General features: G+C 29.6%; 24 protein-coding genes. All 24 read left to right on the top strand.

Translation table 11 applies throughout. From position 1 onward, the window contains the following. A partial coding sequence (locus tag ACIDC4_RS11745) for an acyltransferase family protein (RefSeq protein ID WP_488381141.1) occupies positions 1 to 786 on the top strand: 786 nt, incomplete at its 5' end. Continuing rightward, positions 783 to 1,958 carry a DegT/DnrJ/EryC1/StrS family aminotransferase gene (locus ACIDC4_RS11740; protein WP_412043745.1) on the top strand — a complete coding sequence of 392 codons (1,176 nt, stop codon included), beginning with the start codon at positions 783 to 785 and terminating at the stop codon, positions 1,956 to 1,958. The genes ACIDC4_RS11745 and ACIDC4_RS11740, both read left to right, overlap by 4 nt. Further along, positions 1,959 to 2,780: an alpha-1,2-fucosyltransferase gene (locus ACIDC4_RS11735; protein ID WP_412043746.1), complete on the top strand. Its 822-nt coding sequence runs from the start codon at positions 1,959 to 1,961 to the stop codon at positions 2,778 to 2,780. Positions 2,781 to 2,783: 3 nt separating this feature from the next. Continuing rightward, positions 2,784 to 3,857, top strand: coding sequence for a GDP-mannose 4,6-dehydratase (gmd, locus tag ACIDC4_RS11730; RefSeq protein WP_412043747.1), 1,074 nt, complete (start codon positions 2,784 to 2,786; stop codon positions 3,855 to 3,857). Next, positions 3,857 to 4,882 carry a glycosyltransferase family 2 protein gene (locus tag ACIDC4_RS11725; protein WP_412043748.1) on the top strand — a complete coding sequence of 342 codons (1,026 nt, stop codon included), beginning with the start codon at positions 3,857 to 3,859 and terminating at the stop codon, positions 4,880 to 4,882. The genes gmd and ACIDC4_RS11725 overlap by 1 nt, the downstream gene beginning before the upstream one ends. Then, positions 4,879 to 5,721 (top strand): glycosyltransferase family 2 protein, encoded by an 843-nt coding sequence (locus ACIDC4_RS11720; RefSeq protein WP_412043749.1) that lies wholly within the window; start codon positions 4,879 to 4,881, stop codon positions 5,719 to 5,721. The genes ACIDC4_RS11725 and ACIDC4_RS11720 overlap by 4 nt, the downstream gene beginning before the upstream one ends. Continuing rightward, entirely contained in the window at positions 5,722 to 6,618 is an 897-nt protein-coding gene (locus ACIDC4_RS11715; RefSeq protein ID WP_412043750.1) for a glycosyltransferase family A protein, read from the top strand. It abuts the gene before it with no gap. Then, positions 6,618 to 7,559: a glycosyltransferase family 2 protein gene (locus ACIDC4_RS11710; protein WP_412043751.1), complete on the top strand. Its 942-nt coding sequence runs from the start codon at positions 6,618 to 6,620 to the stop codon at positions 7,557 to 7,559. The genes ACIDC4_RS11715 and ACIDC4_RS11710 overlap by 1 nt, the downstream gene beginning before the upstream one ends. Position 7,560: 1 nt before the next feature. Beyond that, positions 7,561 to 8,574 (top strand): glycosyltransferase family A protein, encoded by a 1,014-nt coding sequence (locus tag ACIDC4_RS11705; RefSeq protein ID WP_412043752.1) that lies wholly within the window; start codon positions 7,561 to 7,563, stop codon positions 8,572 to 8,574. A gap of 4 nt (positions 8,575 to 8,578) precedes the next feature. Beyond that, complete coding sequence (locus ACIDC4_RS11700; protein ID WP_412043753.1) at positions 8,579 to 9,493, top strand: glycosyltransferase family 2 protein; 915 nt, start codon at positions 8,579 to 8,581, stop codon at positions 9,491 to 9,493. Between the two features lie 5 nt (positions 9,494 to 9,498). Beyond that, on the top strand, positions 9,499 to 10,167 hold the full coding sequence (locus ACIDC4_RS11695) for an acylneuraminate cytidylyltransferase family protein (RefSeq protein ID WP_412043754.1): 669 nt from the start codon (positions 9,499 to 9,501) through the stop codon (positions 10,165 to 10,167). 10 nt (positions 10,168 to 10,177) lie between these two features. Continuing rightward, positions 10,178 to 11,218 (top strand): N-acetylneuraminate synthase, encoded by a 1,041-nt coding sequence (gene neuB, locus ACIDC4_RS11690; protein WP_412043755.1) that lies wholly within the window; start codon positions 10,178 to 10,180, stop codon positions 11,216 to 11,218. Further along, on the top strand, positions 11,211 to 11,996 hold the full coding sequence (locus ACIDC4_RS11685; RefSeq protein WP_412043756.1) for a glycosyltransferase family 2 protein: 786 nt from the start codon (positions 11,211 to 11,213) through the stop codon (positions 11,994 to 11,996). The genes neuB and ACIDC4_RS11685 overlap by 8 nt, the downstream gene beginning before the upstream one ends. Next, positions 11,993 to 13,132 (top strand): UDP-N-acetylglucosamine 2-epimerase, encoded by a 1,140-nt coding sequence (gene neuC, locus ACIDC4_RS11680; RefSeq protein WP_412043757.1) that lies wholly within the window; start codon positions 11,993 to 11,995, stop codon positions 13,130 to 13,132. The genes ACIDC4_RS11685 and neuC overlap by 4 nt, the downstream gene beginning before the upstream one ends. Beyond that, complete coding sequence (locus ACIDC4_RS11675) at positions 13,132 to 14,073, top strand: polysaccharide deacetylase family protein (RefSeq protein WP_412043758.1); 942 nt, start codon at positions 13,132 to 13,134, stop codon at positions 14,071 to 14,073. Before neuC ends, ACIDC4_RS11675 begins: the two co-directional genes overlap by 1 nt. After that, a complete protein-coding gene (locus ACIDC4_RS11670; RefSeq protein ID WP_412043759.1) occupies positions 14,067 to 15,050 on the top strand; it encodes a glycosyltransferase family 10 domain-containing protein in 984 nt (327 codons plus the stop codon). Before ACIDC4_RS11675 ends, ACIDC4_RS11670 begins: the two co-directional genes overlap by 7 nt. Positions 15,051 to 15,101: 51 nt before the next feature. Further along, complete coding sequence (locus ACIDC4_RS11665; protein WP_412043760.1) at positions 15,102 to 16,010, top strand: polysaccharide deacetylase family protein; 909 nt, start codon at positions 15,102 to 15,104, stop codon at positions 16,008 to 16,010. Continuing rightward, positions 16,007 to 16,843, top strand: coding sequence for a GNAT family N-acetyltransferase (locus tag ACIDC4_RS11660; protein WP_412043761.1), 837 nt, complete (start codon positions 16,007 to 16,009; stop codon positions 16,841 to 16,843). The genes ACIDC4_RS11665 and ACIDC4_RS11660 overlap by 4 nt, the downstream gene beginning before the upstream one ends. 5 nt (positions 16,844 to 16,848) lie before the next feature. Then, a complete protein-coding gene (locus ACIDC4_RS11655; protein ID WP_412043762.1) occupies positions 16,849 to 18,237 on the top strand; it encodes a hypothetical protein in 1,389 nt (462 codons plus the stop codon). Continuing rightward, entirely contained in the window at positions 18,225 to 19,298 is a 1,074-nt protein-coding gene (locus ACIDC4_RS11650; protein WP_412043763.1) for an acyltransferase family protein, read from the top strand. The genes ACIDC4_RS11655 and ACIDC4_RS11650 overlap by 13 nt, the downstream gene beginning before the upstream one ends. Positions 19,299 to 19,347: 49 nt before the next feature. Then, a complete protein-coding gene (locus ACIDC4_RS11645) occupies positions 19,348 to 20,352 on the top strand; it encodes a glycosyltransferase family 4 protein (protein WP_412043764.1) in 1,005 nt (334 codons plus the stop codon). Positions 20,353 to 20,391: 39 nt separating this feature from the next. Further along, the gene (locus ACIDC4_RS11640) at positions 20,392 to 21,825 is read left to right on the top strand and encodes an MBOAT family O-acyltransferase (protein ID WP_412043765.1); all 1,434 of its coding nucleotides are present in this window, start codon (positions 20,392 to 20,394) and stop codon (positions 21,823 to 21,825) included. After that, the gene (locus tag ACIDC4_RS11635) at positions 21,825 to 22,706 is read left to right on the top strand and encodes a hypothetical protein (protein ID WP_412043766.1); all 882 of its coding nucleotides are present in this window, start codon (positions 21,825 to 21,827) and stop codon (positions 22,704 to 22,706) included. The genes ACIDC4_RS11640 and ACIDC4_RS11635 overlap by 1 nt, the downstream gene beginning before the upstream one ends. Before the next feature lies 1 nt (position 22,707). Further along, complete coding sequence (locus tag ACIDC4_RS11630; protein WP_412043767.1) at positions 22,708 to 23,853, top strand: glycosyltransferase family 4 protein; 1,146 nt, start codon at positions 22,708 to 22,710, stop codon at positions 23,851 to 23,853. Positions 23,854 to 23,855 lie beyond the last annotated feature (2 nt).

Below are 23,855 nucleotides of genomic sequence, written 5' to 3'. Positions count from 1 at the left end.
ATTATTTTTATTTTAATTATCCCTTTTATAATCTATAATGGATTTAATATAAAGATTATTTTAGACAATATCTTTTTTTTAAATATTTTTAATTCAAGTTCAAGTATTGTCATTGTCACATGGTCATTGGTTTACGAAATATATTTTTATATTCTGGCAGGGATATTATATATTTTACTTCCAAATAAAATTACCACAAGTATTCTATTTCTGTCATTAATAAGCATATCAATCCTCTTAATTCATTTTTTTGTTAAACAGCATATCATAGAAGAGCCGATTAGATTTTTAGGTTTCTTTTTTGGCATTCTTTTAGCAAAGTATCATACAAAAATCAATCAATCTAAGTTTTTATTAAAATACAAAGAATTGATTGTTAGTATAGGTTTTTGTATCATCTTTTTTCAAATGTATGGTTGGCAAAACTTTAATTGGGTAGCATTTGTTACAACAAGTAAACTGCATAGTGCATTATTTTATATAACAGTTCAAATAGGTTTTTTCTTGATAATTCTTGGTAATTTAATAAAAGGAAATAGATTGGAATTTTTGCTAGTTAATAGCTTTATGCAATTATTAGGAATGGTTAGTTATTCTTTTTATATTATTCATTGTTTTATAATTACAAAACTAAATCTTACTTCTAAATTGATGATGTATTTAAATATATCTAGTTTTATTTCGATGCTTTTAGAATATGTAATATTATTTTCCTTTGCCGTTGTGTTGTCAATTTATATCTATAAATACTTAGAAAAACCATATTTTAATAAAATTAAAAAATGAGAATACCACTAATGCGAAAAGCATTTCTTAGAGAAGAACAAACTAAAAAAGCTTTGGCTGATTTCATCCTTAATGCAGACAGATTGAGTATGGATATTGAATGCAAAAAATTTGAAGATAAATTTGCTCAGTACCAAAAGTGTAAACATGCTGTGCTATATAATAGTGGCGGTAGCGCAAATCTAGCTATGCTGCAGGCGTTAAAGAATTTAGGAAAACTAAACGACGGTGACAAAGTAGCTTTTTCAGCATTAACCTGGTCGACTAATACAATGCCAATTATTCAATTAGGAATGATTCCTGTAGCTTTAGATTGTGAGCCTGATACATTGAATACCATGTCGTATCATCTTATCGAAAGATTAAAAACGACGGATTTGCAAGCTTTATTTATAACAAATATTTTAGGTTTTACAGGAGATATAGAGGTTATAAAAGAAATTTGTGAGGAAAGAAATATTATTTTAATTGAAGATAATTGCGAATCCTTAGGTACAGAACTCCCTCAGGGAACTACGGGCAATTTTGGAATTGGAGGAAGCTTTTCTTTTTTTGTTGCACACCACATGTCAACTATAGAAGGCGGAATGGTTTGCACCAGTGATGATGATTTTGCCGAAATGCTTAGAATTGTAAGAGCCAATGGATGGGATAGAAATCTTAGTACTGAGCAACAAGAAAAATGGAGAGGAAAATTTGATATTCAATCAGAATTTCAGGCCAAATATACCTTCTATGATTTAGGATATAATTTTAGACCTACAGAAATTACAGGTTTTCTGGGGCAATATCAAATGCAGTTTTTAGAAGAAAACATCAATAAAAGAGAGCAGAATTATTTACGTATAGAAAATATTATAAAAGAGAACTCAGATTTTGTATATCTAAAACACAATCATATCAATAGATTGTCTACGTTCGCATTTCCGTTTGTTTGCAAAACACCAGAATTAAGACAATATTATCTGGATAAATTTACACAGGCAGGAGTCGAAATAAGACCTATGATAGCCGGAAATATGCAGGAACAGCCTTTTTATAAAAAATATGTAAAAGAATTGTATGATATGCCAGGTGCAGATATGATGCATGCAAATGGTTTTTATTGCGGTAACTATCCAGAACTTCTTGAAGAAGATTTAGTAATCATTGAGAATTTATTGAAAAAATAAATGATTGTAGTTCAGCTAATAGGTGGTTTAGGAAATCAATTATTTCAATATGCAGCAGCTAAAGCTTTGGCATTAGAAACCAAGCAAAAGCTTTATCTTGATGTATCACAATTCGAAAGTTATAAATTACATAATTATGCTTTAAATCATTTTAATGTTATTTCAAAAGCATACAAAAAGCCCAATAGATATTTAAGAAAAATAAAAAGTTTCTATCAAAAAAAAACTTCTTATAAAGAAGTCGATTTTGGATACAACCCTGATTTGGTTATTTTAAAAGGAGATGCGATATTTCTGGAGGGTTATTTTCAGTCAGAGAAATATTTTATAAAACACGAAAAAGAAATCCGGAATGATTTTGAAGTACGAACACCATTTAAAAAAGAGACTATAGATGCAATTGAAAAAATTGAATCTGTAAATTCTGTTTCAATACACATCCGAAGAGGAGATTATTTAAGCAATGCATTACACAATACAAACAAAGACGAATATTATAACAAAGCACTTGAAATAATAGGAAGTAAGGTTATTAATCCTGTGTTTTTTATTTTTTCGGATGATATGGATTGGGTTAAAGCAAATTTTACAACAAACCATGAAATTGTCTTTATTGACTTTAATGATGCTTTTACAAATTTTGAAGATTTAATATTAATGTCAGCGTGTAAACATAATATTATCGCAAACAGTAGTTTTAGTTGGTGGGGCGCATGGCTTAATAACAATCCTGATAAAATTGTAATTGCTCCAAAACTTTGGTTTAATGACGATTCAATAAATACTAATGACATAATCCCGACAAGCTGGGTTAAAATATAAAAAATGAAAAAAGCATTAATAACCGGAGTTACAGGTCAGGACGGAGCTTATTTAGCAGAATTTTTATTAGAGAAAGGCTACGAAGTTCATGGTGTAAAAAGAAGAGCATCATCTTTTAATACACAACGTATAGATCATCTATTTAGAGATCTTCACGAAGAAAATGTTCGATTTATTCTTCATTACGGGGATTTATCTGACGCTACCAATTTAATAAGAATAATTCAGGAAGTACAACCAGACGAGATTTATAATTTAGGGGCAATGTCTCACGTAAAAGTTAGTTTTGATACCCCTGAATATGTTGCAAATGTTGATGGATTAGGAGCAATGAGATTATTAGAAGCCGTTAGAATCTTAGGTCTGGCAGAAAAAACCAGAGTTTATCAGGCTTCAACCTCAGAGTTATACGGCTTAGTACAAGAAGTACCACAAACCGAAAAAACACCATTTTATCCTCGTTCACCATATGGCGTGGCAAAAATTTATGCCTATTGGATCACCGTAAACTATCGTGAGGCATACAATATGTTTGCCTGCAACGGGATTTTATTTAACCATGAATCTCCTTTGCGAGGAGAAACATTTGTAACAAGAAAAATCACGATGGCAACGGCTAAAATTGCTTTAGGCTTGCAGGATACTTTATATATAGGAAATTTGAATTCACAACGAGATTGGGGACATGCAAAAGATTATATAGAAGCGATGTGGCTAATTTTGCAGCAGGACAAACCAGAAGATTTTGTTATTGCGACTGGTAAAACGACTCCCGTAAGAGAATTTGTTCGAATGGCATTTTTACAATGTGGTATTGAACTAGAATTTGAAGGAGAAAACGAAAACGAAGTTGGAAAAGTTAAATCATGTTCAAATCCAAAATATCAATTAGAAACAGACAGAGAAATTGTAAAAGTAGATCCCGCTTATTATAGACCAACAGAAGTTGATTTGTTAATAGGAGATTCTACAAAAGCAAGAACAGTTTTAGGATGGGAACCAAAATTTAATTTAGATGATATCGTAAAACAAATGGTTACAGCGGATATAGAATTATTTGAAAAAGAAATAAAATAATGTCTCCATCCCCCAAAATAACGGTTTTAATGCCAGTTTACAATTGCGAACTTTATGTAAAAGAAGCAATCGAGAGCATTTTAAATCAAACCTTTACAGATTTCGAATTTATATTAATAGACGATGCCTCTTCAGATTCGACAGTATCAATTATAAAAACATATCAGGATTCAAGAATACAGCTAATAGTTAAACCTCAAAATTCAGGTTACACCAATAGTTTAAATTACGGATTAAGTATTGCAAAAGGAGAATATATTGCAAGAATGGATGGTGATGATATAAGCTTGCCGGAACGTTTTGCAAAACAAGTTGCTTTTTTAGACACAAATCCTGAAACAGTACTCATTGGTACTTTCTTTAATATTATTGGCAGGGATAAAATTATTACCGTTCCGGAACATCATGATGCTATAAAATTAGCAATGCTTAAGGATTGCTGCATAGCACACCCAACGGTAATGATCAGGAAAAGTTATTTATATAAATTCTCTTTAATTTATGACGCAAAAAAAGAACCGGCAGAAGATTATGATCTTTGGACAAGATTATTAGCAGTAGGAAAATTACATAATTTACAAGAAGTTTTGCTTCATTATCGCGTTCATAGTTCGCAGGTATCTCATAAAAGGAATGAACAACAAAGAAATATCGCATTAGAAATAAAAATTAATTTATTGAATAATCTCGGTTTTGAAAAGAACGATCAGACACACGATTTTTTAAAGAAAATAATAGCACGAAGAGAATCCTTTTCTTTTATAGAAATGAATCAGTTTGAAGATTTAAAAAGCAAATTACTTTTAGCCAATCAAAAGTCCTTTTTTGAGCAACAAGGTTTTGAAAAATACCTGTTTGAGATTCAGAACAATCTATTTAAAGATTACTTTTTAAAAAGAGAAAGATATTCACCGATAATTTATTTTCAATATTTGAAAATTAAATACAATTGGCAAATTAAATTAAAGGCATTGCATGAAATTAAATTATTTGCGAAATCAATAATTTTCTACAGTAAAAAATGAAAGACGCAAAAGTTTCAATAATAGTTCCATGCTACAATCAGGCTCAATATCTTGATGAAGCTTTGCAATCTGTTTTAGATCAGACCTATAAAAACTGGGAATGTATTATTATTAACGATGGCAGTCCTGATAATACAATGGAAATTGCAGAAAATTGGATTGCAAAAGATAAAAGATTTAAATACTATTATCAAGAAAATGCAGGAGTTAGCAGTGCAAGAAATTTAGGTATTACAAATGCTCTTGGAGAATATATTCTTCCAATAGACGGAGATGATAAAATTGCTAAAGATTATATAAATCATGCAATAGAGGCTTTTGAAAAGGACATTTCGTTGAAAGTAGTTTATTGTAAAGCAGAAAAATTTGGAGACGAAAATGGCGAATGGAAATTGCCTCCCTTTTCACTCCAGTCATTAGCATTAGATAATATGATTTTTTGTTCTGCATTATATAAAAAAACAGATTGGGAACGAGTTGAGGGTTATGATAATCGTATGCTTGACGGACTCGAAGATTGGGAGTTCTGGATTGCAATATTAAAAAATGGAGGAAACGTTTTACGATTAGATATAACAGGTTTTTATTATAGAATAAAACTAATATCAAGACAAAAAAAATTAGAAGGTGCAATAAAAAAGAACCTGTTTAATTATTTAAGCATAAAACATGCTGATTTTTTTGTCGAACAATTAGGCTCTTTTGGAGCTCTAAATGATAATTTGAAAAAAGAAATAGACTGTTTTTATGCTAAACTAAAAAGCGAAAAATTTGTAATTGATTTGTTTTGTAAAACTTTTTTTGGATTTACAATTTTCGGAAAAATAAATAAGAAATAAATGTTGGCGATAGTTATACCATATTACAAATTGTTTTTTTTTGAAGAAACTTTAAAATCACTATCCAGCCAAACAGATAAAAGATTCAAAGTATACATAGGCAATGATGCCAGCCCTGAAAATCCGTCGTTGCTTTTAGAAAAATACACAGGCAAGTTTGATTTCTCTTATCAATCCTTTCAAAACAATTTAGGCAGCATATCATTATCGCAACATTGGGATAGATGTATTGCTTTTACGGGCGATGAAAAATGGATTATGATTTTGGGCGATGATGATTACTTAGATAAGAATATCGTAAAATTATGGTATGAAAATTTTGATGAATTCAACAACAAAACCCACATTGTAAGATATGCGACTAAAAGAGTAGGCGAAAGAAACAATAATAACACCAACTTTTATACTCATCCGGTATTGGAAAAAGCATCCGATTCTTATTTTAGAAGAGTAAGAGGAGAAACAAGAAGTTCCTTGTCTGAATATGTTTTTAGCAAAGAAAGTTATTCAAAATATGGATTTAAAAGTTATCCATTAGCTTGGCATAGTGATGATAAAGCATGGTTAGATTTTTCGGATAAAAAAAGTATTTACAGTATAAATGAAAGTAATGTTTTTGTTAGAATATCAGATTTTAGCATAAGCGGGAAAACAGATAATGAAGATTTAAAGCATAAGGCTTCAGAAGATTTTTATAAAGATATTTTAATTCAGAATTTAGATATTTTTGATAAAAATCAGCGTTTACATTTATTATTCATGTATGAAGTTGCAATAAAAAAAAATAGAAATCTAAAATTAAAAGATTGGTTATTTTTGATCAAATTGTATTTAAAAAACTTTAAAATTGTCCCGTTTTTTAAATGTATTAGAAGATTTTTAATTAGTGTCAAATAATGCAACCATTAGTCTCAATTATTATTCCAACCTATAATAGGGCAAGCCTTCTCAAAGATACAATTGATAGTGTCATGTCGCAAACCTATGACAATTGGGAGTGCATAATCGTCGATGATAGTTCTACAGATTCAACCAAAGAACTTGTAAATGAGTTCGTGATAAACGACAGTAGGTTTTTGTTTACTACAAAACCGGACGGAATTGTTAAAGGAGCCAGTAGTTCAAGAAATCTTGGACTACAATTGTCAAAAGGAGAATATATCCAGTTTCTTGATTCAGATGATATATTGGCTCCAAATAAAATAGAAAAACAAATTGCAGTTTTATCAGGCGAAAGCAACTTTACGATTTCAACCTGCAAATGGGGGAAATTTACTCAGCTTACTGATCCAATAAATTTATTTGAAAACAATCATGACTATAAAAGATTCAGTCATTCAAAGGAATACTTTGACTTGATAGGGCTACATGGAGGCTTTTTTCCATGTCATAGTTTTTTAATACATAAAGAATTAATAAATCTTTCTGGATACTGGAACGAAAATTTAACTATAAATGATGATGGTGAGTTTTTTTTTAGAGTAGTATTAAATTGCGATCAAATAATTTTTGAGCCTGAGACTTATGTTTTGTACAGGCAAAATATTTCTAATGACAATTTAAGTTCTTTAAAAACAGTAGATAAAGCTTTGAGTCTTGTTGATAGCTGGAAAATAATAGAAGCCTTGTATCATGCAAAATACAAAGATTTTAATTCAGCGTTTCTAAACAAAAAAAAGCTTAGTGTTTATTTTGAGATAAAAAGAACATTTCCTGAAATTATTTCAAAAAATAAAACTTTCTTTAAACAACAGATCAAGAATGATACGTTTGCTCTAAAACTAATGAAGCTAAAGAAAAGAGTTTTTCACAGACTAAAAATTATATTTAATAAATAAGATGCGAGTAGGTTTTAATCCACATAAAGATGAGCCACAACAAAATTCTGAGTTTACGCATCAGGTTATAATTCCTGTTTATATTCCAATTCAGGAAGGATATTTTAAAGATAGTTTTGCAATTTTAAAGATCTGTTTAGAATCTTTATTTGCTACAATTCATAAAAAAACATTTATTAGTATAGTTAATAATGGAAGTGATATAATTATTCGCGAATATTTAGATTTACTATTTAAACAAGGTAAAATACATGAAATAATTCATACCGGTAATATTGGTAAACTTAACTCGATATTAAAAGGTTTAGCAGGTAATACTATAGAACTGGTTACGATTTCAGATTCAGATGTATTGTTTTTATCCAATTGGCAAAGCGAAACAGTAAAAGTATTTTCTCATGTTTCTAATGCCGGAGTTGTGGGTATAGTTCCTCAATTTAAAATGTATGAACATTATTGTGGTAATATAATTTTTGATAATTTTTTCAATAAAAATCTAAAATTTATTCCTGTAAAAAATAGAGAAGCTTTAATCAAATTCTATGATAGTTTGGGTTGGGATAGAGACTATAATCAAGATTATTTGAACTATAACCTGGCATTGAAAATTAATGAGAATCTTAATGTTCTGCCAGGTTCCGGGCATTTTGTAGCAACTTATAAAAAAGAGATGTTTGGGGAATTACCATCTTATATAGGTTATAAAATGGGCGGAAATTCTGAGAGCTATCTTGATAAATTACCCCTTGATAAAGATTACTGGAGAGTTACAACTCAGGAAAATTATGCCTATCACATGGGAAATGTTATTGAAGATTGGATGCTAGAGAAATCCAATCAAACTGAAAGAGAAAATGTAGTTTTTAGACATGATTTTAAGAAAAGAAGAAAAACTAGCAAGATATTATATTTCATAAAAAACAGAGTATTTGTGAAAATTTTTTCAATTAAACGGATAATGAAAATATTTTTGGTTAATAAAAAATTGCCTAAACACATGATTAGAAACTATTAAATAAATGCAGGCTGAAAAAAGATTTTCTATCCTTATTACAACTAAAAACCGCAAAGATGATTTGGATTTTACACTACAAAAAATCCAGTATTTATTAGATCGGGAAGATGTAACGTGTATTATTTGTGACGACGGCTCGACAGATGAAACTTATTCATTTATTCAGGAGAATTATCCCGAAATTCAATTGATACAGAATAAAAGAAGCAAAGGATTAATTTATAGCCGAAATAGATTAATGGATTTAGTAACATCTGAGTTTGCCATTTCTATTGATGATGATTTACATTTTGTTACCAAAAATCCTTTAGAAATTTTAGAGAAAGCTTTTACTGAAAATTCTAAAGCAGGATTGTTCAGTTTTAGGATTTACTGGAATTTAGAAGAGCCAAAAACAACTAATTGTAATGAAGTTTTACATCAAACGAAAAGTTTTGCCGGTGGAGCAAATGTTTGGCGAATGTCGGCTTGGCGAGATATTCCAAATTATCCTGCATGGTTTGTTTTTTATGGTGAAGAAGATTTTGCTTCCTTTCAGATGTTTAAAAAGAAATGGAATGTATACTATTTACCTGAAATTTTAGTGAATCACAGAGTAGATTTAAAATCCAGAAAAAAAAATACAGATTATAGCTTGCGTTTACAAAGATCATTGCGTTCCGGCTGGTATCTGTATTTTTTGTTTTATCCACTTTCGGTTATTCCTAAAAAGTTAGGATATTCACTAATGGTACAATTTAAAACCAAAGTTTTAAAAGGAGACTTAAAAGCTTTAAAAGCTATCTTTTTTGCCTTGATAAATTTGTTTCTTTCTACTCCAAAAATCATTAAAAATACAAATAGATTATCAATGCAGGAATATAAGAAATATCAAAAATTAGAAGATACAAAATTATACTGGAAACCAGAAGATAAATAATTTATATGAAAACTATAGCTATTATTCCGGCTCGGGGAGAATCAAAACGATTGACTAATAAAAATGTACTTTTATTAGATCAGATTCCATTATTGGCACATAGTATTTTATATGCTAAAGCAAATAATAAGATGATAGACGAAGTATATGTCTCGACAAATGATAAAAAAATAAAAGAAGTTGCTTTAGCGTTTGGAGCAAAAGTTATTGATAGACCAGAGGAAATTTCAGGAGATTTTGAACCCACTATTTCCGCAGTGAAACATGTTCTTCAAAATATTGATTCAGATGTAGAAAATATAGTATTGCTTCAGCCTACCAATCCACTCCGGCCAAAAAACTTATTAAAAGAAACGTTTGACTTATACGAAAAAGAAAAGTATGAAAGCTTATTTACGGTTACGAGAAATCATAGGAAATTTGGAAAAATAATAGATCAGAAATTTGTTCCGTATAATTACGAAATAGGTCAAAGAAGCCAGGATCTTGATCCTCTGTATTTTGAAAACGGTTTATTATATATTGCAAAAGCCAGATTAGTTTTTGATGATATAATTATTTCTAAAAATGCTTTTCCTTTCGAAATAGATCATATTTTTGCCAATGTTGATATTGATACACAAGCCGATTTTGACTATACAGAATATTTATACCATAAACATTTAAAATCGTAAAATCTACTTTATGAATTCATATATAGAAATTGCAGGAAGAAAAATTGGACCGGATTTCCCTCCTTTAGTCATTGCCGAGATTGGGATTAATCATGAAGGCTCTTTGCAAGTTGCCAAAGAAATGGTTGATGCGGCAAAACGTGCAGGTGCTGAAGTAGTAAAACATCAAACACATATTGTAGAGGACGAGATGAGTGGAGCTGCAAAAAAAGTGATTCCCGGTAATTCTGATGTTTCTATTTACGAAATCATGGAGCGTTGTTCTCTAAATGAAAATGAAGAATTAGAACTTAAAAATTATGTCGAAAGTAAAGGGATGATTTTTATCTCGACACCATTTTCCCGTGCTGCAGCAGAACGATTAAAGAAATTTGATATTCCGGCCTATAAAATTGGTTCCGGAGAATGTAACAATTACCCGTTACTGGAACATATCGCTTCATTCGGGAAACCGGTAATTTTAAGCACTGGTATGAATACGATAGAAAGCGTTCAAAAAGCAGTTGCTATTTTCGACAAATATAATATTCCCGTAGCATTGTTGCATACGACAAACTTATACCCAACACCAATTCATTTAGTACGTTTTGGTGCAATGATAGAATTACACGAAGCATTTCCCGATAAAATATTTGGTTTAAGTGATCATACCTTAAACAATAATGCGTGTTTAGGTGCTGTAGCTTTAGGTGCAAGTATCTTAGAAAGGCATTTTACAGATCATATGCAAAGAAAAGGCCCTGATATTGTTTGCAGTATGGATGAAAAAGCTTGTAAGGAATTAATTGTATCATCTGCAGAAATTGCTTTAATGCGTGGTGGAACAAAAAAACCAGCTCTTGAAGAACAAGTTACTATCGATTTTGCATTTGCAACTGTTTGTACAATTAAAAACATAAAAAAAGGAGACGTTTTTACTAAAGATAATATCTGGGTGAAGCGCCCTGGAACTGGCGAAATTCTGGCAGAATATTTTAATGATTTGCTGGGAAAAGTGGCCTTAAAAGATATTGCAAACGATGAACAATTAACCAAGTCGCATTTTGAATAAAATATCTGTTGTAATTAGAAATAAAAATCAATCTGAAGCGTTGGAATTTTTACTTAAAAATTTGCGAGAGCGTTATCAGGAAGATATCGATGAGATAATTGTCATTGATAATATGTCTGATGATGATAGCGAAAAAGTAATCAATAAATACAATGCAAAGCTAGTACAGATTAAAAAATTTAGTTACGGAGGCAGTGCAAATTTAGCAGCAGAGTCTGCCTTAAATGATATTGTGGTCATTTTTAGTGCTCATGCTTATCCAGTTAGTCATGATTTTTTTAAATTGATAATAAAGAAATTTAACGAAAATAATAATTTAGCAGGATTGCGATGTTTGCATAATAAGAATGATTTTAAAAATTACATTAATTCTATTTCTTCAAAAACAGACCCAAATAAATCGGGTTTGATTTTTTGTGGTTCAGCATTCAATAAAGAAGTTTGGGAATTACATAAGTTTAAAGATGATATAACAACAATGGAGGATAAAGAATGGTCAGTGAGAGTTATCAAAAATGGTTTTGATATCGAGTTTTCACCTTCTATTTTTTGTTATGATATTGATAGAAGTCATAGACAAAATTTTTTTAGATTTAAAAATGAAACGATAGGAGGATATCAATTATGGAATACTTCTAATAGTTATAAAAGTGTGATCAAAGGCTTGATAGGATCAATTCTAAAATGGGGTAAAATATTTTTGGTAGAATCATTTTATGCTTTTAAAAGATTCTTTTTTTTGTTGAAATTTTTATCTAATAAACCTGAGAAATTTTGAGTAATTCAGTAAAAAAAGTTCTATTTCTTACTGGCACTCGTGCCGACTTTAGCAAAATAAAATCCCTAATTGAGACTCTTGAAAAGCAACAAGATTTTGAAGTCTATGTTTTCATTACCGGAATGCACTTGCAGGAAGTTTATGGTTATACATTAATTGAAATTGAAAGATGTAATTTTAAAAACATACATACTTTTAAAAACCATACACATGAAACGACAATGGATTTGACTTTGGCAAAAACAATCGAAGGATTGTCGATTTATTGCAAAGATGTAAAACCTGATATGATAGTTGTTCATGGTGATAGGGTCGAAACATTAGCAGGAGCCATTGTTGGATCATTAAATAATATTTTAGTGGCACACATAGAAGGGGGCGAAGTTTCAGGTACTGTGGATGAGTTAATTCGTCATAGTGTGAGTAAGTTGAGTCATATTCATTTTGTGTCGAACAAGCAAGCCCAAAAAAGATTGATACAAATGGGAGAAATAAAAGAATCAATCTTTACCATTGGTTCGCCAGATGTTGATATTATGTTTTCAAATCAATTACCTGATTTAGAAACTGTAAAGACTTATTACAAAATTGATTTTGAAAATTATGCAATAGGAATGTTTCATCCCGTTACGACTGAAATCAAGGAAATGAAACAACATGTCGAAAACTTTGTGACTTCGCTATTGCAAGACAATCATAATTACATTGTTATTTTTCCTAACAACGATTTAGGAAGCCAATTTATTCTTGACGAATACAAAAGATTAAAAGAAAATAAAAGATTCCGAATTTTTCCTTCGCTGCGTTTCGAATATTTTTTAACATTACTAAAAAATAGTCAATTCATTATAGGCAATAGCAGTGCAGGAATAAGAGAAGCACCATATTATGGCATTCCAATTATAAATATCGGGACGCGCCAGCAAAATAGAGCAGTTCATGCAGATATAATCAATACAGATTATTCTGAGCAAGGCATAAAAGAAGCACTTTCTGTTATCGATTCGCACAAAGTTCAAAATGTAGAAAATGATTTTGGCGAAGGAAATAGTAATTTATTATTTCTTGAATGTCTTCAAAAAGCAGATATTTGGCAATTGAACCACCAAAAACAATTTAGAGATTTATCTAATTAATGAAAACTAAACTTAAAACCATATATTACAAACTCAACAAAGCAAAACAACGGATTCTATCAGGAAAACCAGTTTTAGTGGTACTGTATCATAGAATAAGTAATGAGGTTAGAAATGAATTAAAATACTTAACAGTTGATCTGGTTAGTTTTGAACAGCAGCTTTGCTATTTCAAAAAAAACTATCAAATTCTTAGACTGTCAGATGATTGGAGTGCATTAAAAAAAACAGGAATAGTTATTACTTTTGATGACGGATATGCTGATAATTTACTAAATGCTTTGCCTCTTTTAGAAAAATATCAAATACCGGCAACTATTTTTGTAACTACATTAAATATAGATAGTAAAAAAGAGTTTTGGTGGGATCGTTTTGTATTTGACTATATGTATTGCGAACCTTTTTTTTATCTTCCGGATACTAAAGAAAAAGTATCAAAAAAAATGCATTCTTATGCCGATATTTCAAATTTTATCAGTAAACTAGCAACCGAGAAAAAGGAAAGATGGTTTTTAGAATTCGAAAAATTAAATAAAATCCCTTTTTTCGATAACGAACATTTTAGATCATTAAGTAATGAAGAACTTAAATATATCTCTAATCACCCATTAATAGATATTGGGATACATACACATAATCATTACCCTTTTAAGAATTTAAGTTATCAGGAACAGAAAGAGGAATTAAGATATTCAATCGAAAAATTAAATAAACTAATTACAAAACCAATATCATATTTGGCGTTACCTCATGGTTCATATAATGACCAGACACTTAAAGTTGTTGAAGAACTAAACTGTTTAGGAATGCTGCTAGCGAATAACAATTACTCAAATTATAGAAATAAATTAAGTAAAAAAATCAATCGGATTTTGATTACTAACATTAAAGGAAAAGAACTCGTAAAACATATGAACAGATTTGACTTTAAAATATGGTAATAAAAATAGAGCGTTATTTCAGTTATCCTGACCTCAAGAGACAGACACCCAATCATACTATGAAATGGGGTGAATATGCATTTACAGAAGATGTTATCGAAGAATGCGATTATCTGGTAATTTTAGAATATCCTAAAAATGATTTTTCTATACAAGTAAATAAAAACAATATTATACATATTTGTTTAGAACCGGCAAATGAGGTTTCTAAATATAGGCAGTATGCAAATAAAAATGTAAAGTGGATTTTTAACCAATTTGAAATAAAAAAAAATAATATTCTTTCTCATGGTGCATTGCCTTGGCATATCGACAAAGATTTTGATTTTCTTAAGGATTTAAAAGTTGAGAGCTTACAGAAAGAAAATAAGATTGTCTGGGTAACAAGTAATCAAAGAACATCAAAGGGACATAATAAAAGAATGGATTTTTTAGACACTATTAAGCCTTTGTCTTTTGTTCATCTCTATGGAAGAGGAATAAAACCTGTTAATGATAAATGGGACGTATTAAATACAGCTAAATATGCCATCGCTTACGAAAATTTTCAAAGTGATTATAATTGGACAGAAAAAATTACAGATTGTTTTTTAAGTTATACGATGCCATTGTATTTTGGCTGTAACAGAATTGAGGATTATTTTCCTGAAAATTCTTTTATTCAGATAGATCCTAATGATAAGCATATTGACTTATTTTTAAAAGAAACTGTAAACTCTAATAAATGGGAAGAAAATCTGGATGCGATCTCAAAAGCCAGAGATTTAGTTTTAAATGAATACCAATTATTTCCTTTTATAGTAAATCAGATAAAGACTTTAGGATTAGATAGACCAGATGCTGTAAAGGAAAAAAAAGACCTAATTCATTTTAAAGGAGGTAATGATTATTTTGATAATTATCCAATTATTATTACCATAGAAAAAGAGATCTTCAAATTTAAAAGAAAAATAGAAAAGTATATTCCAAAATTCTAATCACATTTTCTCAATTTGACTCCAACCATAATGAAATAATAGCCATCATTAATGCTCACCGTTAGTAACTACCATTATATAAGACCTGATTTTAAAACCAATTATCCCAGCATATTTGGGCAAACCCCCAATGAATTTAAAAAGCAGCTATTACTTTTAAAAAATCAGGGAGATTTTGTCAATACAATCGAACTAATAGACAATATTGATCAAATACTGGACTCAAAAGAGAATACTTTATTTATAACCTTTGATGATGGACTAAAAGAACAATTTGATCTTGCCCTGCCTATTTTAGAAGAGCTCGATATCCCGGCTATTTTTTTTGTAAACTCGATTAATCATGAAGAGAAAAAAGTAAGTACCGTTCATAAAATACATTTGTTAAGATCAATTATTTCTTCCGATGAATTTTTAAAGAAACTTGTAGATATTCCATTTTCAGATTTAGAAAAAAGAAATGCACAAGCCATTTATAGATATGATGATGAAAAAAGTGCCATCTTAAAATACATCTTAAATTTTAAACTCAATTTTAAACAGCAGGAACAAATTATAAAAGAATTATTTGATATTCATTTTGATGAAAATAATGTTTTGGAATCGCTTTACATGACGGAGCAAAATTTAAAAGATCTTGCCCAAAAAGGATATTTAGGAAGTCATACACACAATCATTATCCGCTGGGATTATTATCGGAAAACGGCATTAAATTTGAACTTCAAAAAACAAAAACATATTTAGAAAAACTTACCAATTCAAACATAAATGCCGTTTCGTATCCTTATGGTACACTAGAAACCTGTACAGATTTAGTTGTAGAATTTGCAAAGAAAGAAGGTTATAAAATAGGTTTTACAACCAGGAGAGGAATTAATATTTCAGGCGAAAATCCATTATTATTAAATAGATTTGATTGTAACGATTTAATAGGAGGAAAAAATTATAATAAAATATGATAACCAGAGAAGCAACCTTAGAAGATTGGGAAATTTTAGAATCTTTTTTTAAAATAATTTATAGAGAAAATCACCCACTTCACAACAAGGAATTTTGGGATTGGCAGTTTGGGGACAAAAATTATGGACGTTCTTTTATTTGCTTAAACGAGCAAGGAATAGTCGTAGGTCATGTTGGCGCCAATTTTGGAGGTGGACTTGCCTGGATAATCAATGTATTTCTTAATGAAGTATGCCGTGGAAAAGGGGTATTAGGCAAGCTATATGAATTAGCCCGAAATTATTATCCTCTTGCGGCAACTGCGGCAAATGAGGCTGGATTAGGACTGTATAAAAATATGCGTTGGGTAAGGTATTATGATTTAGTTCGCTATGTAAAAATAAATCCTAATCTTATTGAAGCCAGTTTCGATGCAGTTTGTAAAAAAGTTGAGGTAGATGTAGATCATTTAATTAAAAAAGACACGCATTATTTTCAACAGCCTTTTATAAGAGGAATAGTTTTAGAAGACGGATCCAGAGCTATAAGTCAGGAAAATGTTGGCGGACTGAGAATTACAGATATCGAAAATCTGGAAAATCTGGAAAAACAAGCTTGGAAATTAGGTTATTTATGGATAGATTATATTACATCCTGGAATGATTTGAAAACAAAACAATTAGAGAAAAACAACTGGACATTGGATCATAAAAATATCGTACCGTGGAGATTAAATCCTGTTGAGGAAAAATATTTTTGCGATATAACATTCCTTTCAGAAAAACCTCTCGATAATGAATTTATAGTGCATAGATCTTACTCGGATCATGGTAGAATAGGAAGTTTAAAATAAAATTGATGAAAAATTTAGGTGTTGTTATTACTGATGGAGTTGGATTTCGCAATTTTATATTAAGCGATTTTATTTATGAAGCAAAAGCTAATTTTGATGAAGTAATCATTTTTTCATGTTTGCCTAAAAAAGTTTATGATAATTTCAATTTAAACTCTAAAATTATAGAATTAGAAGTTTTTGAAGAATCATTCTATACTTGGTTTTTTAGAAAAGCCAAGGAAGTTACCCATTTACAAATGCATGCAAAAGGCAATTTTGGTATTGCTGATAATTTAAATATTACCCAATCAAAAGCCAAAAATCCAAGAGGTTATGCAACCCGATTTATTCATCAATATACCAAAATATTTCATTCTGAAAATTGGATTCTTCAATACAACAAATGGCAGCAAAAAACCTTTCGGTCTAATGCAATAACAAAGCAATACATAACGCTATTAAAAGAAAATAATATTTCATTATTGTTTTTTACACATCAGCGCCCACCATTTATAGCGCCGCTTATATACGCTGCAGAAAAAGTAAAAATAAAGACTTCCGCTTTTATTTTTAGTTGGGATAACCTTGCATCAAAAGGCAGAATGGCAGGTAATTTTGACTTTTATCTTGTTTGGAGCAATTTGATGAAACAAGAATTATTAAGTTTTTATCAATCTGTAAAGGAAAATCACATAATGGTTGTTGGAACACCACAATTCGAACCTTATGTTTTAAATAAGTACGGCTACAATAAAGATGTTTTTCAGAACAAATTTAGATTAAATCCAGATAAACCAACAATTTTTTTTACCTGTAATGATGCCAGTAGTGAAAATGACCCCATTTACTTAGAAATTTTGGCTGAATTTATAGCGCAAAAAAAATTGGCAAAGGAGGTTAATCTTATCGTGAGAACATCTCCTGCAGAAGAACCAACCCGATTTGAAAAATGTATTGAAAAATATCCTTTTATAGTATGGAATTTTCCAGACTGGAATATTAGTAGAGAAGGACATCAGGAATCTTGGACACAAAGAGTGCCATCTATTGCAGATCTCAACGATTTAAAATCGTTATTGCAACATTGCGACTTATCTATTAATGTTTTGTCAACGATAACATTAGATGCTTTTCTTTTTGATAAACCGGTGATAAATCCTGTTTTTGGAAATGAAACCAATGGATGGTTTGATGATCAAAAGTTTTTAAAATATGAACATTTGTCTAAACTGGTAGATTCAAATTCAACAGATATTGTAAAGAATGAAGAAGAATATCTCGAAGCAATCAATAAAATTTTAAATAATATTGATCTTAAAAAAATAGAAAGAGCCAAATTTATTGAATTGCAAATTGGGGGATTATTACAAAACACAAGTAAAAGAATTGCTGAAATTTTATGCACAATTTAAAACAAATAAATTCTAATAATAGAATAACTATTCTGGATGGCTTTAGAACATTAGCAATAATGTCAGTGATTTTATATCATTATTTTTATCGTTGGAATGACCCTGTGTACCCTTATTTTGGTGGAAACTATTTTCATTATGGCTTTAAGGGAGTTCCTTTTTTCTTCATAATAAGCGGATTTGTAATTTGTTATTCATTAGAAGGAACACAGGATTTTATATCTTTTTGGAAAAAGAGGTTCATTCGCCTATTCCCTTCTATATTGGTTGCTTCTGTATTAACATATTGTTTTTTACTAATATTTGATCATTATAATACATTTCCGGACAACCATTTTAGAAACTTAATGATTAGTATCACATTTTTACCTCCTAATCTTTATAATTTAATTTCAGGTATTCCAAATCACTTTAGCTATATCAACTATGATTACTGGAGTCTATGGCCGGAAATCCAGTTTTATACTTTTGCCAGTATTATTTACTTTTCAAGTAAACAAAATTTTAAAAGAAATTTTATTATAGCTTCTTTTGGAGCTATTTTTTTATATTATGCATTGCTTTTTTCTGGCTTTGATCAATTTGATTATTTTACTAAATTATTTAATCTATTCAACCTTATAAAGCATTTGGTCTTTTTTCTGTCTGGAGCATTGTTTTATATGCTCTATAAAAATAAAGAATACAAACTATACATATTTTTGCTAATAATGAGTTTTTTTATTATTAACTACAATTTTAATTTACCGGATTTTATATCAAGCATAATTATGTTTTTTCTTTTCTTTGGTTTTATATATTATCCTAAAACTTTACATTTTTTAGAAAACAGATTTATTACTAAAGTCGGTTTCTCATCTTACTTTCTTTACCTTATTCATGAATATATTGGAATTGTTTGGATTCGGAATATTGTTACTGTTTTTTATCCAAATAGCTTTATAGTACCAATCTTAATAATAATTGTAATGATTACTTTAAGTATTCTTTATACTCAAAAAATAGAAACTAAGATTAGTAAATACTTGCATAAACGTTTACTAAATAAAACTAATGAGTAAGATAGCCGTAATCTGTAATTATGAATTGCTTCCGGAAAGAGTGGGAGGCATGGATTATTTTTTCTGGGATTTTGATAAAAAATGCAAAGAAAATGGTTTTGAAGTAGATTGGTTTTTTCCTAACCAATGTAATCATGGGGAGTATTCAAAATTAACTATTTATGAGTGTCAAACAGAAAATAATTTTCTCTCTTTTTGCAAACTTAAAACTGAATATTCACATATCATTACTCATTTTGTAGAATTATGTACGCCTTTTTTTTATAAAGTCAAGCAACTTACAGATGCAAAGGTTATTGCAGTTGATCATAATCCAAGACCCTTATACGGATACCCATTCAAAAAAAGAATAAATAAGAGATTAAAAGGAATTTTGTTTTCAAGATACATTGATGTTTTTGTAGCGGTTTCAGAATCTACTAAAAAAGAACTTGTAAGAGATTTTGGATATCACTTAAGGGACAAAATAGAAATCATCTCAAATGGATTAGATTTTGCAAAATATACGAAGAAACAAAATTTTTCTACGTCTAATAAATTTATCGTAGTTTCTCATTTAAGAAAAGAAAAAGGGATTCAGGATTTAATTCTGGCAGTAAATGAAATGGAAGAAAGAAATAGTCTTGATTTTTCATTTGATATTTATGGTAAAGGATATTATAAGGAAGAACTAGAGGAAATGATTGAAAAATTCTCACTTCAAAAGTTCTTTAACTTTAAAGGAAGTGTCTCAAATTTAAATCAAATTTATTCTCATTACGATTTCTTAGTTCATCCTTCTCATGGTGAAACATTTTGTTATGTTGTTCTCGAAAGTTTAATATGCAATTTGCCAGTTGTTACAACTTTAAAAGAGGGAAATGTGCTAGGACTAATTAAAGAAAATGAAAACGGATTTTTATTTCAAGCGACTAAAACAGACCAATTGAAAAGAATTTTGAAAAACATTTTAAATCAAAAATATATTCTGGATAATAATTCAGATATTAATGATAATTTGCACGCTTTTTCATTATCTCAAATGGTTGACAACTATTTTGAGTTAATAATCTAAAATCCATAAATTTAATCTATTTAAAGTTAGACCTCAAATATGTTTTTTAATTCCTTAGCTTTTGCTATTTTTTTACCAATCGTTTTCTTCTTGTATTGGTTTGTATTCAATAAAACGAAAAGCACGCAAAATACTTTGTTAATTGTAGCCAGCTATTATTTTTATTCTTGTTGGGATTGGAGATTTTTGTTCTTACTGGTTTTTTCTACCTTTTTAGATTATTACACCGGAATTCAAATCGAAAAAGGAAAATCTCAAGCAAGCCGCAAGTTTTGGTTTTGGCTTAGTATTTCGGTAAATTTAGGTTTTTTAGGTGTTTTTAAATACTATAATTTTTTTGCAGCTTCCTTCTCAGATTTATTAAATTCAGTTGGCATTCAGGCAAGCCCAATTTTATTAAATGTTATTCTTCCTGTCGGAATTTCATTTTACACTTTCCACGGATTGTCTTATGTAATTGATATTTATCTGAAAAGAATAAAAGCCGAGTATAATTTTATAGATTATTCGTTGTTTGTAAGTTACTTTCCTCTTTTGGTTGCCGGCCCTATAGAAAGAGCAACACATTTGTTGCCTCAGGTAAAAGTCAAAAGAGAGTTTGATTTTGAAAAAGCCAAAGAAGGGATCTGTCAGATTATTTGGGGATTAGTAAAAAAAGTAGTCATTGCAGATACTTGTGCTACTTATGCTAATGCGATTTTCGACAACTATACTTCGATGAATTCTTTCTCACTTATTTTGGGAGCTATATATTTTGCATTTCAAATTTATGGAGACTTTTCAGGATATTCAGATATTGCTTTAGGAGTTTCAAAACTGTTCGGATTAGATTTACTTAGAAATTTCAATTACCCTTATTTTTCGAGAGATATTGCAGAGTTTTGGAGACGTTGGCATATTTCATTATCCTCTTGGTTTCGAGATTATTTGTATATCCCGTTAGGTGGGAGTAAAGGTGGAATCTGGATGAAGATTAGAAATACATTTATCATTTTTGTTGTAAGCGGATTTTGGCATGGCGCCAATTGGACTTATCTGGCTTGGGGATTTATAAATGCTATTTACTTTTTACCATTGCTTTTATCAAATAGTAACCGAAATAATATGGAAGCTATTCAGCTGAAATTTAATTTTAATTCGGCAAAAGTTATAATAAGTATTCTATATACTTTTTCGTTAACCTGTATAGCGTGGATTTTCTTTAGAGCCAAGACAATCACAGATGCGATTTTGTATTTAAAACGTATGATTTTAAGTAAAGATTTTAGTTTTCAATATTTAGATAATGAACGTTATAGCTATGAATTATTAATAATTCTTGGCATTTTTGTTTTGGTCGAATGGAATAATCGCACCAAAGTTGAACCGCTTTCAGGAAAAAGAAATATGCTAAAATTGGCTTTTGCGATAATAGCTATAATGGCATTCGGAACTTTTTCAGATTATAAAGAATTTATATATTTTCAATTTTAATGACACGTTTTTTAATTTATATAACTAAAATTATTGTGGTAATCACTTTGATTGCTGTTGCGCTTGATGGTCTTTACACAGCTATTTTTATGCAATCTAAAAATAGAGGAAAAATAGAAACTGTAATTAACTCAAAAGCACAAAAATATGATGTTATAGTTTTAGGCTCATCAAGAGCTAATAATCATTTTGTTTCTCAGATGTTTGAAAATGTTGGATTAAAAACTTTTAATTACGGTATGAGTGGAGGCCATTTGTTTGAATCGTCATTACTTTTGAAATTAATGATCGAAAGAAAATATAAAATAAAAAATATAATTCTTGAGGCTGATTTAAATCTTTCTAATGATCAGGAATCTGATGGAGTTTCTGCAAAATTTTTGCCTTATATACATAATTCAAACGTTATTAAAGAGCATTTTTCGGGTCAAAAAAATTTCAATGAACTATATTATATTCCGTTTTACAGATATATAAAGTACGATTCGAAAATTGGTTTTAGAGAAATTTTTAAAATTGAAAGTAAGGAAAAAACAAATGCTTTAGATAACTTAGGATTTTATCCATTAAAAAAGCATAAGAATGGCAATATGAAAAATAATATTGTTAATTTAAATCCCTTGCCACATAACAAGTACTATGAAGAAATTAAAAATATCTGTAAAGCTAATAATATCAATTTAATAACTGTAATGACTCCAATGTGTGAAAATGTCGTAGGGATGAATTATTTTGATAAAGTAAAAAAAACGTATCCGGAAATTCACAATTACGAACATGTAGTTGTAGAGAATAAATATTTTTCGTCTTGTGGGCACATGACAGACGCTGGAGCAAGAATATTTACAACTCGAGTCTTAAAAGATTTTTTTAACAAATAATATGAAGATAGCTTTTTTGACACCAGAGTATCCACATTCTGCTACAGGTAATTCTGGAGGAATAGGAACAAGTATTAAAAATCTGGCAATGGGATTGTTGGAGCAAGGAGCAGTGGTCAGAGTTCTTGTATACGGGCAAAAAGAAGATGGTGTTTTTGATGATGATGGTATCATTATTCAACAAATAAAAAATGTAAAAATCAAAGGGTTATCCTGGTTTTTGACTAGAAAAAAAATAGAACTAATCATTAATGATCTTTATAAAAGACAAGAAATTGATTTAGTAGAGGCTCCGGATTGGACAGGTATTACATCTTTTATTCAGCCAAAATCCTGTCCGATAATTATAAGATTGCATGGATCAGATACTTATTTCTGTCATTTAGATAATCGTCCTGTAAAATGGATTAATAGGTTTCATGAAAAAAGAGCATTGCAAAAAGCCGATGGATTTTTGTCTGTGAGTAAATATACAGCAGATACAACAAATAGTATTTTTGACCTTAATAAAAAATTTGTAATTATTGCAAATCCTATCGATACCAAATTGTTTCAGACAAATAATGAAGAACACTATAACGAGAAAACGATATTATATTTCGGAAGTTTAATTCGTAAAAAGGGACTTCTGCAATTACCTTTTATTTTTAATAAAGTCATTGAGGATAATCCTGCTGCTAAATTAATTTTAGTTGGTAAAGACGTCCGGGATATTGTTTCGGGAAGTCTTTCAACCTGGAAAATGATGCAGGAATTGTTTTCTAAGAAAGCTATTCAAAATGTACAATATTTGGGAAGTGTTCCTTATGATGCAATTAAAGAAAAAGTACAGCAGGCAACAGTTTGTGTATTCCCTTCGTTTGCAGAAGCTTTTCCGGTTTCTTGGTTGGAAGCGATGGCTATGGAAAAAGCAATAGTAGCATCAGATATTGGATGGGCTAGTGAAATGATTGATGATGGGGAAAATGGTTTTTTAGTAAATCCTAAAAATCATGTTCTTTTTGCAAAAAGGATAAATGATTTTTTAGAAGATGAAACTTTACGTTTAAAAACCGAAATTTTAGCAAGAAAAAAAGTAGAACAGTTTTTTGATATACAAGTCTTAGCAAAACAAAATATGGAGTTTTATAAATCATTTAATAGTTAAAT

The sequence above is a fragment of the Flavobacterium sp. C3NV genome (genome assembly GCF_046825355.2).
In the GTDB taxonomy this organism is placed as follows: domain Bacteria; phylum Bacteroidota; class Bacteroidia; order Flavobacteriales; family Flavobacteriaceae; genus Flavobacterium.
This window is presented reverse-complemented; position numbering and strand designations above follow the sequence as displayed.

Excerpts from the sequence above, each read along its gene's own strand:
- ACIDC4_RS11695 (WP_412043754.1), top strand. The coding sequence starts at position 9,499 with ATGAAAACTATAGCTATTATTCCGGCTCGGGGAGAATCAAAACGATTG.
- ACIDC4_RS11740 (WP_412043745.1), top strand. The coding sequence starts at position 783 with ATGAGAATACCACTAATGCGAAAAGCATTTCTTAGAGAAGAACAAACT.
- ACIDC4_RS11700 (WP_412043753.1), top strand. The coding sequence starts at position 8,579 with ATGCAGGCTGAAAAAAGATTTTCTATCCTTATTACAACTAAAAACCGC.
- gmd (WP_412043747.1), top strand. The coding sequence starts at position 2,784 with ATGAAAAAAGCATTAATAACCGGAGTTACAGGTCAGGACGGAGCTTAT.
- ACIDC4_RS11645 (WP_412043764.1), top strand. The coding sequence starts at position 19,348 with ATGGATTATTTTTTCTGGGATTTTGATAAAAAATGCAAAGAAAATGGT.
- ACIDC4_RS11660 (WP_412043761.1), top strand. The coding sequence starts at position 16,007 with ATGATAACCAGAGAAGCAACCTTAGAAGATTGGGAAATTTTAGAATCT.
- ACIDC4_RS11705 (WP_412043752.1), top strand. The coding sequence starts at position 7,561 with ATGCGAGTAGGTTTTAATCCACATAAAGATGAGCCACAACAAAATTCT.
- ACIDC4_RS11655 (WP_412043762.1), top strand. The coding sequence starts at position 16,849 with ATGAAAAATTTAGGTGTTGTTATTACTGATGGAGTTGGATTTCGCAAT.
- ACIDC4_RS11735 (WP_412043746.1), top strand. The coding sequence starts at position 1,959 with ATGATTGTAGTTCAGCTAATAGGTGGTTTAGGAAATCAATTATTTCAA.
- ACIDC4_RS11665 (WP_412043760.1), top strand. The coding sequence starts at position 15,102 with ATGCTCACCGTTAGTAACTACCATTATATAAGACCTGATTTTAAAACC.
- ACIDC4_RS11630 (WP_412043767.1), top strand. The coding sequence starts at position 22,708 with ATGAAGATAGCTTTTTTGACACCAGAGTATCCACATTCTGCTACAGGT.
- ACIDC4_RS11725 (WP_412043748.1), top strand. The coding sequence starts at position 3,857 with ATGTCTCCATCCCCCAAAATAACGGTTTTAATGCCAGTTTACAATTGC.
- ACIDC4_RS11710 (WP_412043751.1), top strand. The coding sequence starts at position 6,618 with ATGCAACCATTAGTCTCAATTATTATTCCAACCTATAATAGGGCAAGC.
- ACIDC4_RS11635 (WP_412043766.1), top strand. The coding sequence starts at position 21,825 with ATGACACGTTTTTTAATTTATATAACTAAAATTATTGTGGTAATCACT.
- ACIDC4_RS11675 (WP_412043758.1), top strand. The coding sequence starts at position 13,132 with ATGAAAACTAAACTTAAAACCATATATTACAAACTCAACAAAGCAAAA.
- ACIDC4_RS11650 (WP_412043763.1), top strand. The coding sequence starts at position 18,225 with ATGCACAATTTAAAACAAATAAATTCTAATAATAGAATAACTATTCTG.
- neuB (WP_412043755.1), top strand. The coding sequence starts at position 10,178 with ATGAATTCATATATAGAAATTGCAGGAAGAAAAATTGGACCGGATTTC.
- ACIDC4_RS11720 (WP_412043749.1), top strand. The coding sequence starts at position 4,879 with ATGAAAGACGCAAAAGTTTCAATAATAGTTCCATGCTACAATCAGGCT.
- ACIDC4_RS11670 (WP_412043759.1), top strand. The coding sequence starts at position 14,067 with ATGGTAATAAAAATAGAGCGTTATTTCAGTTATCCTGACCTCAAGAGA.
- ACIDC4_RS11715 (WP_412043750.1), top strand. The coding sequence starts at position 5,722 with ATGTTGGCGATAGTTATACCATATTACAAATTGTTTTTTTTTGAAGAA.
- ACIDC4_RS11640 (WP_412043765.1), top strand. The coding sequence starts at position 20,392 with ATGTTTTTTAATTCCTTAGCTTTTGCTATTTTTTTACCAATCGTTTTC.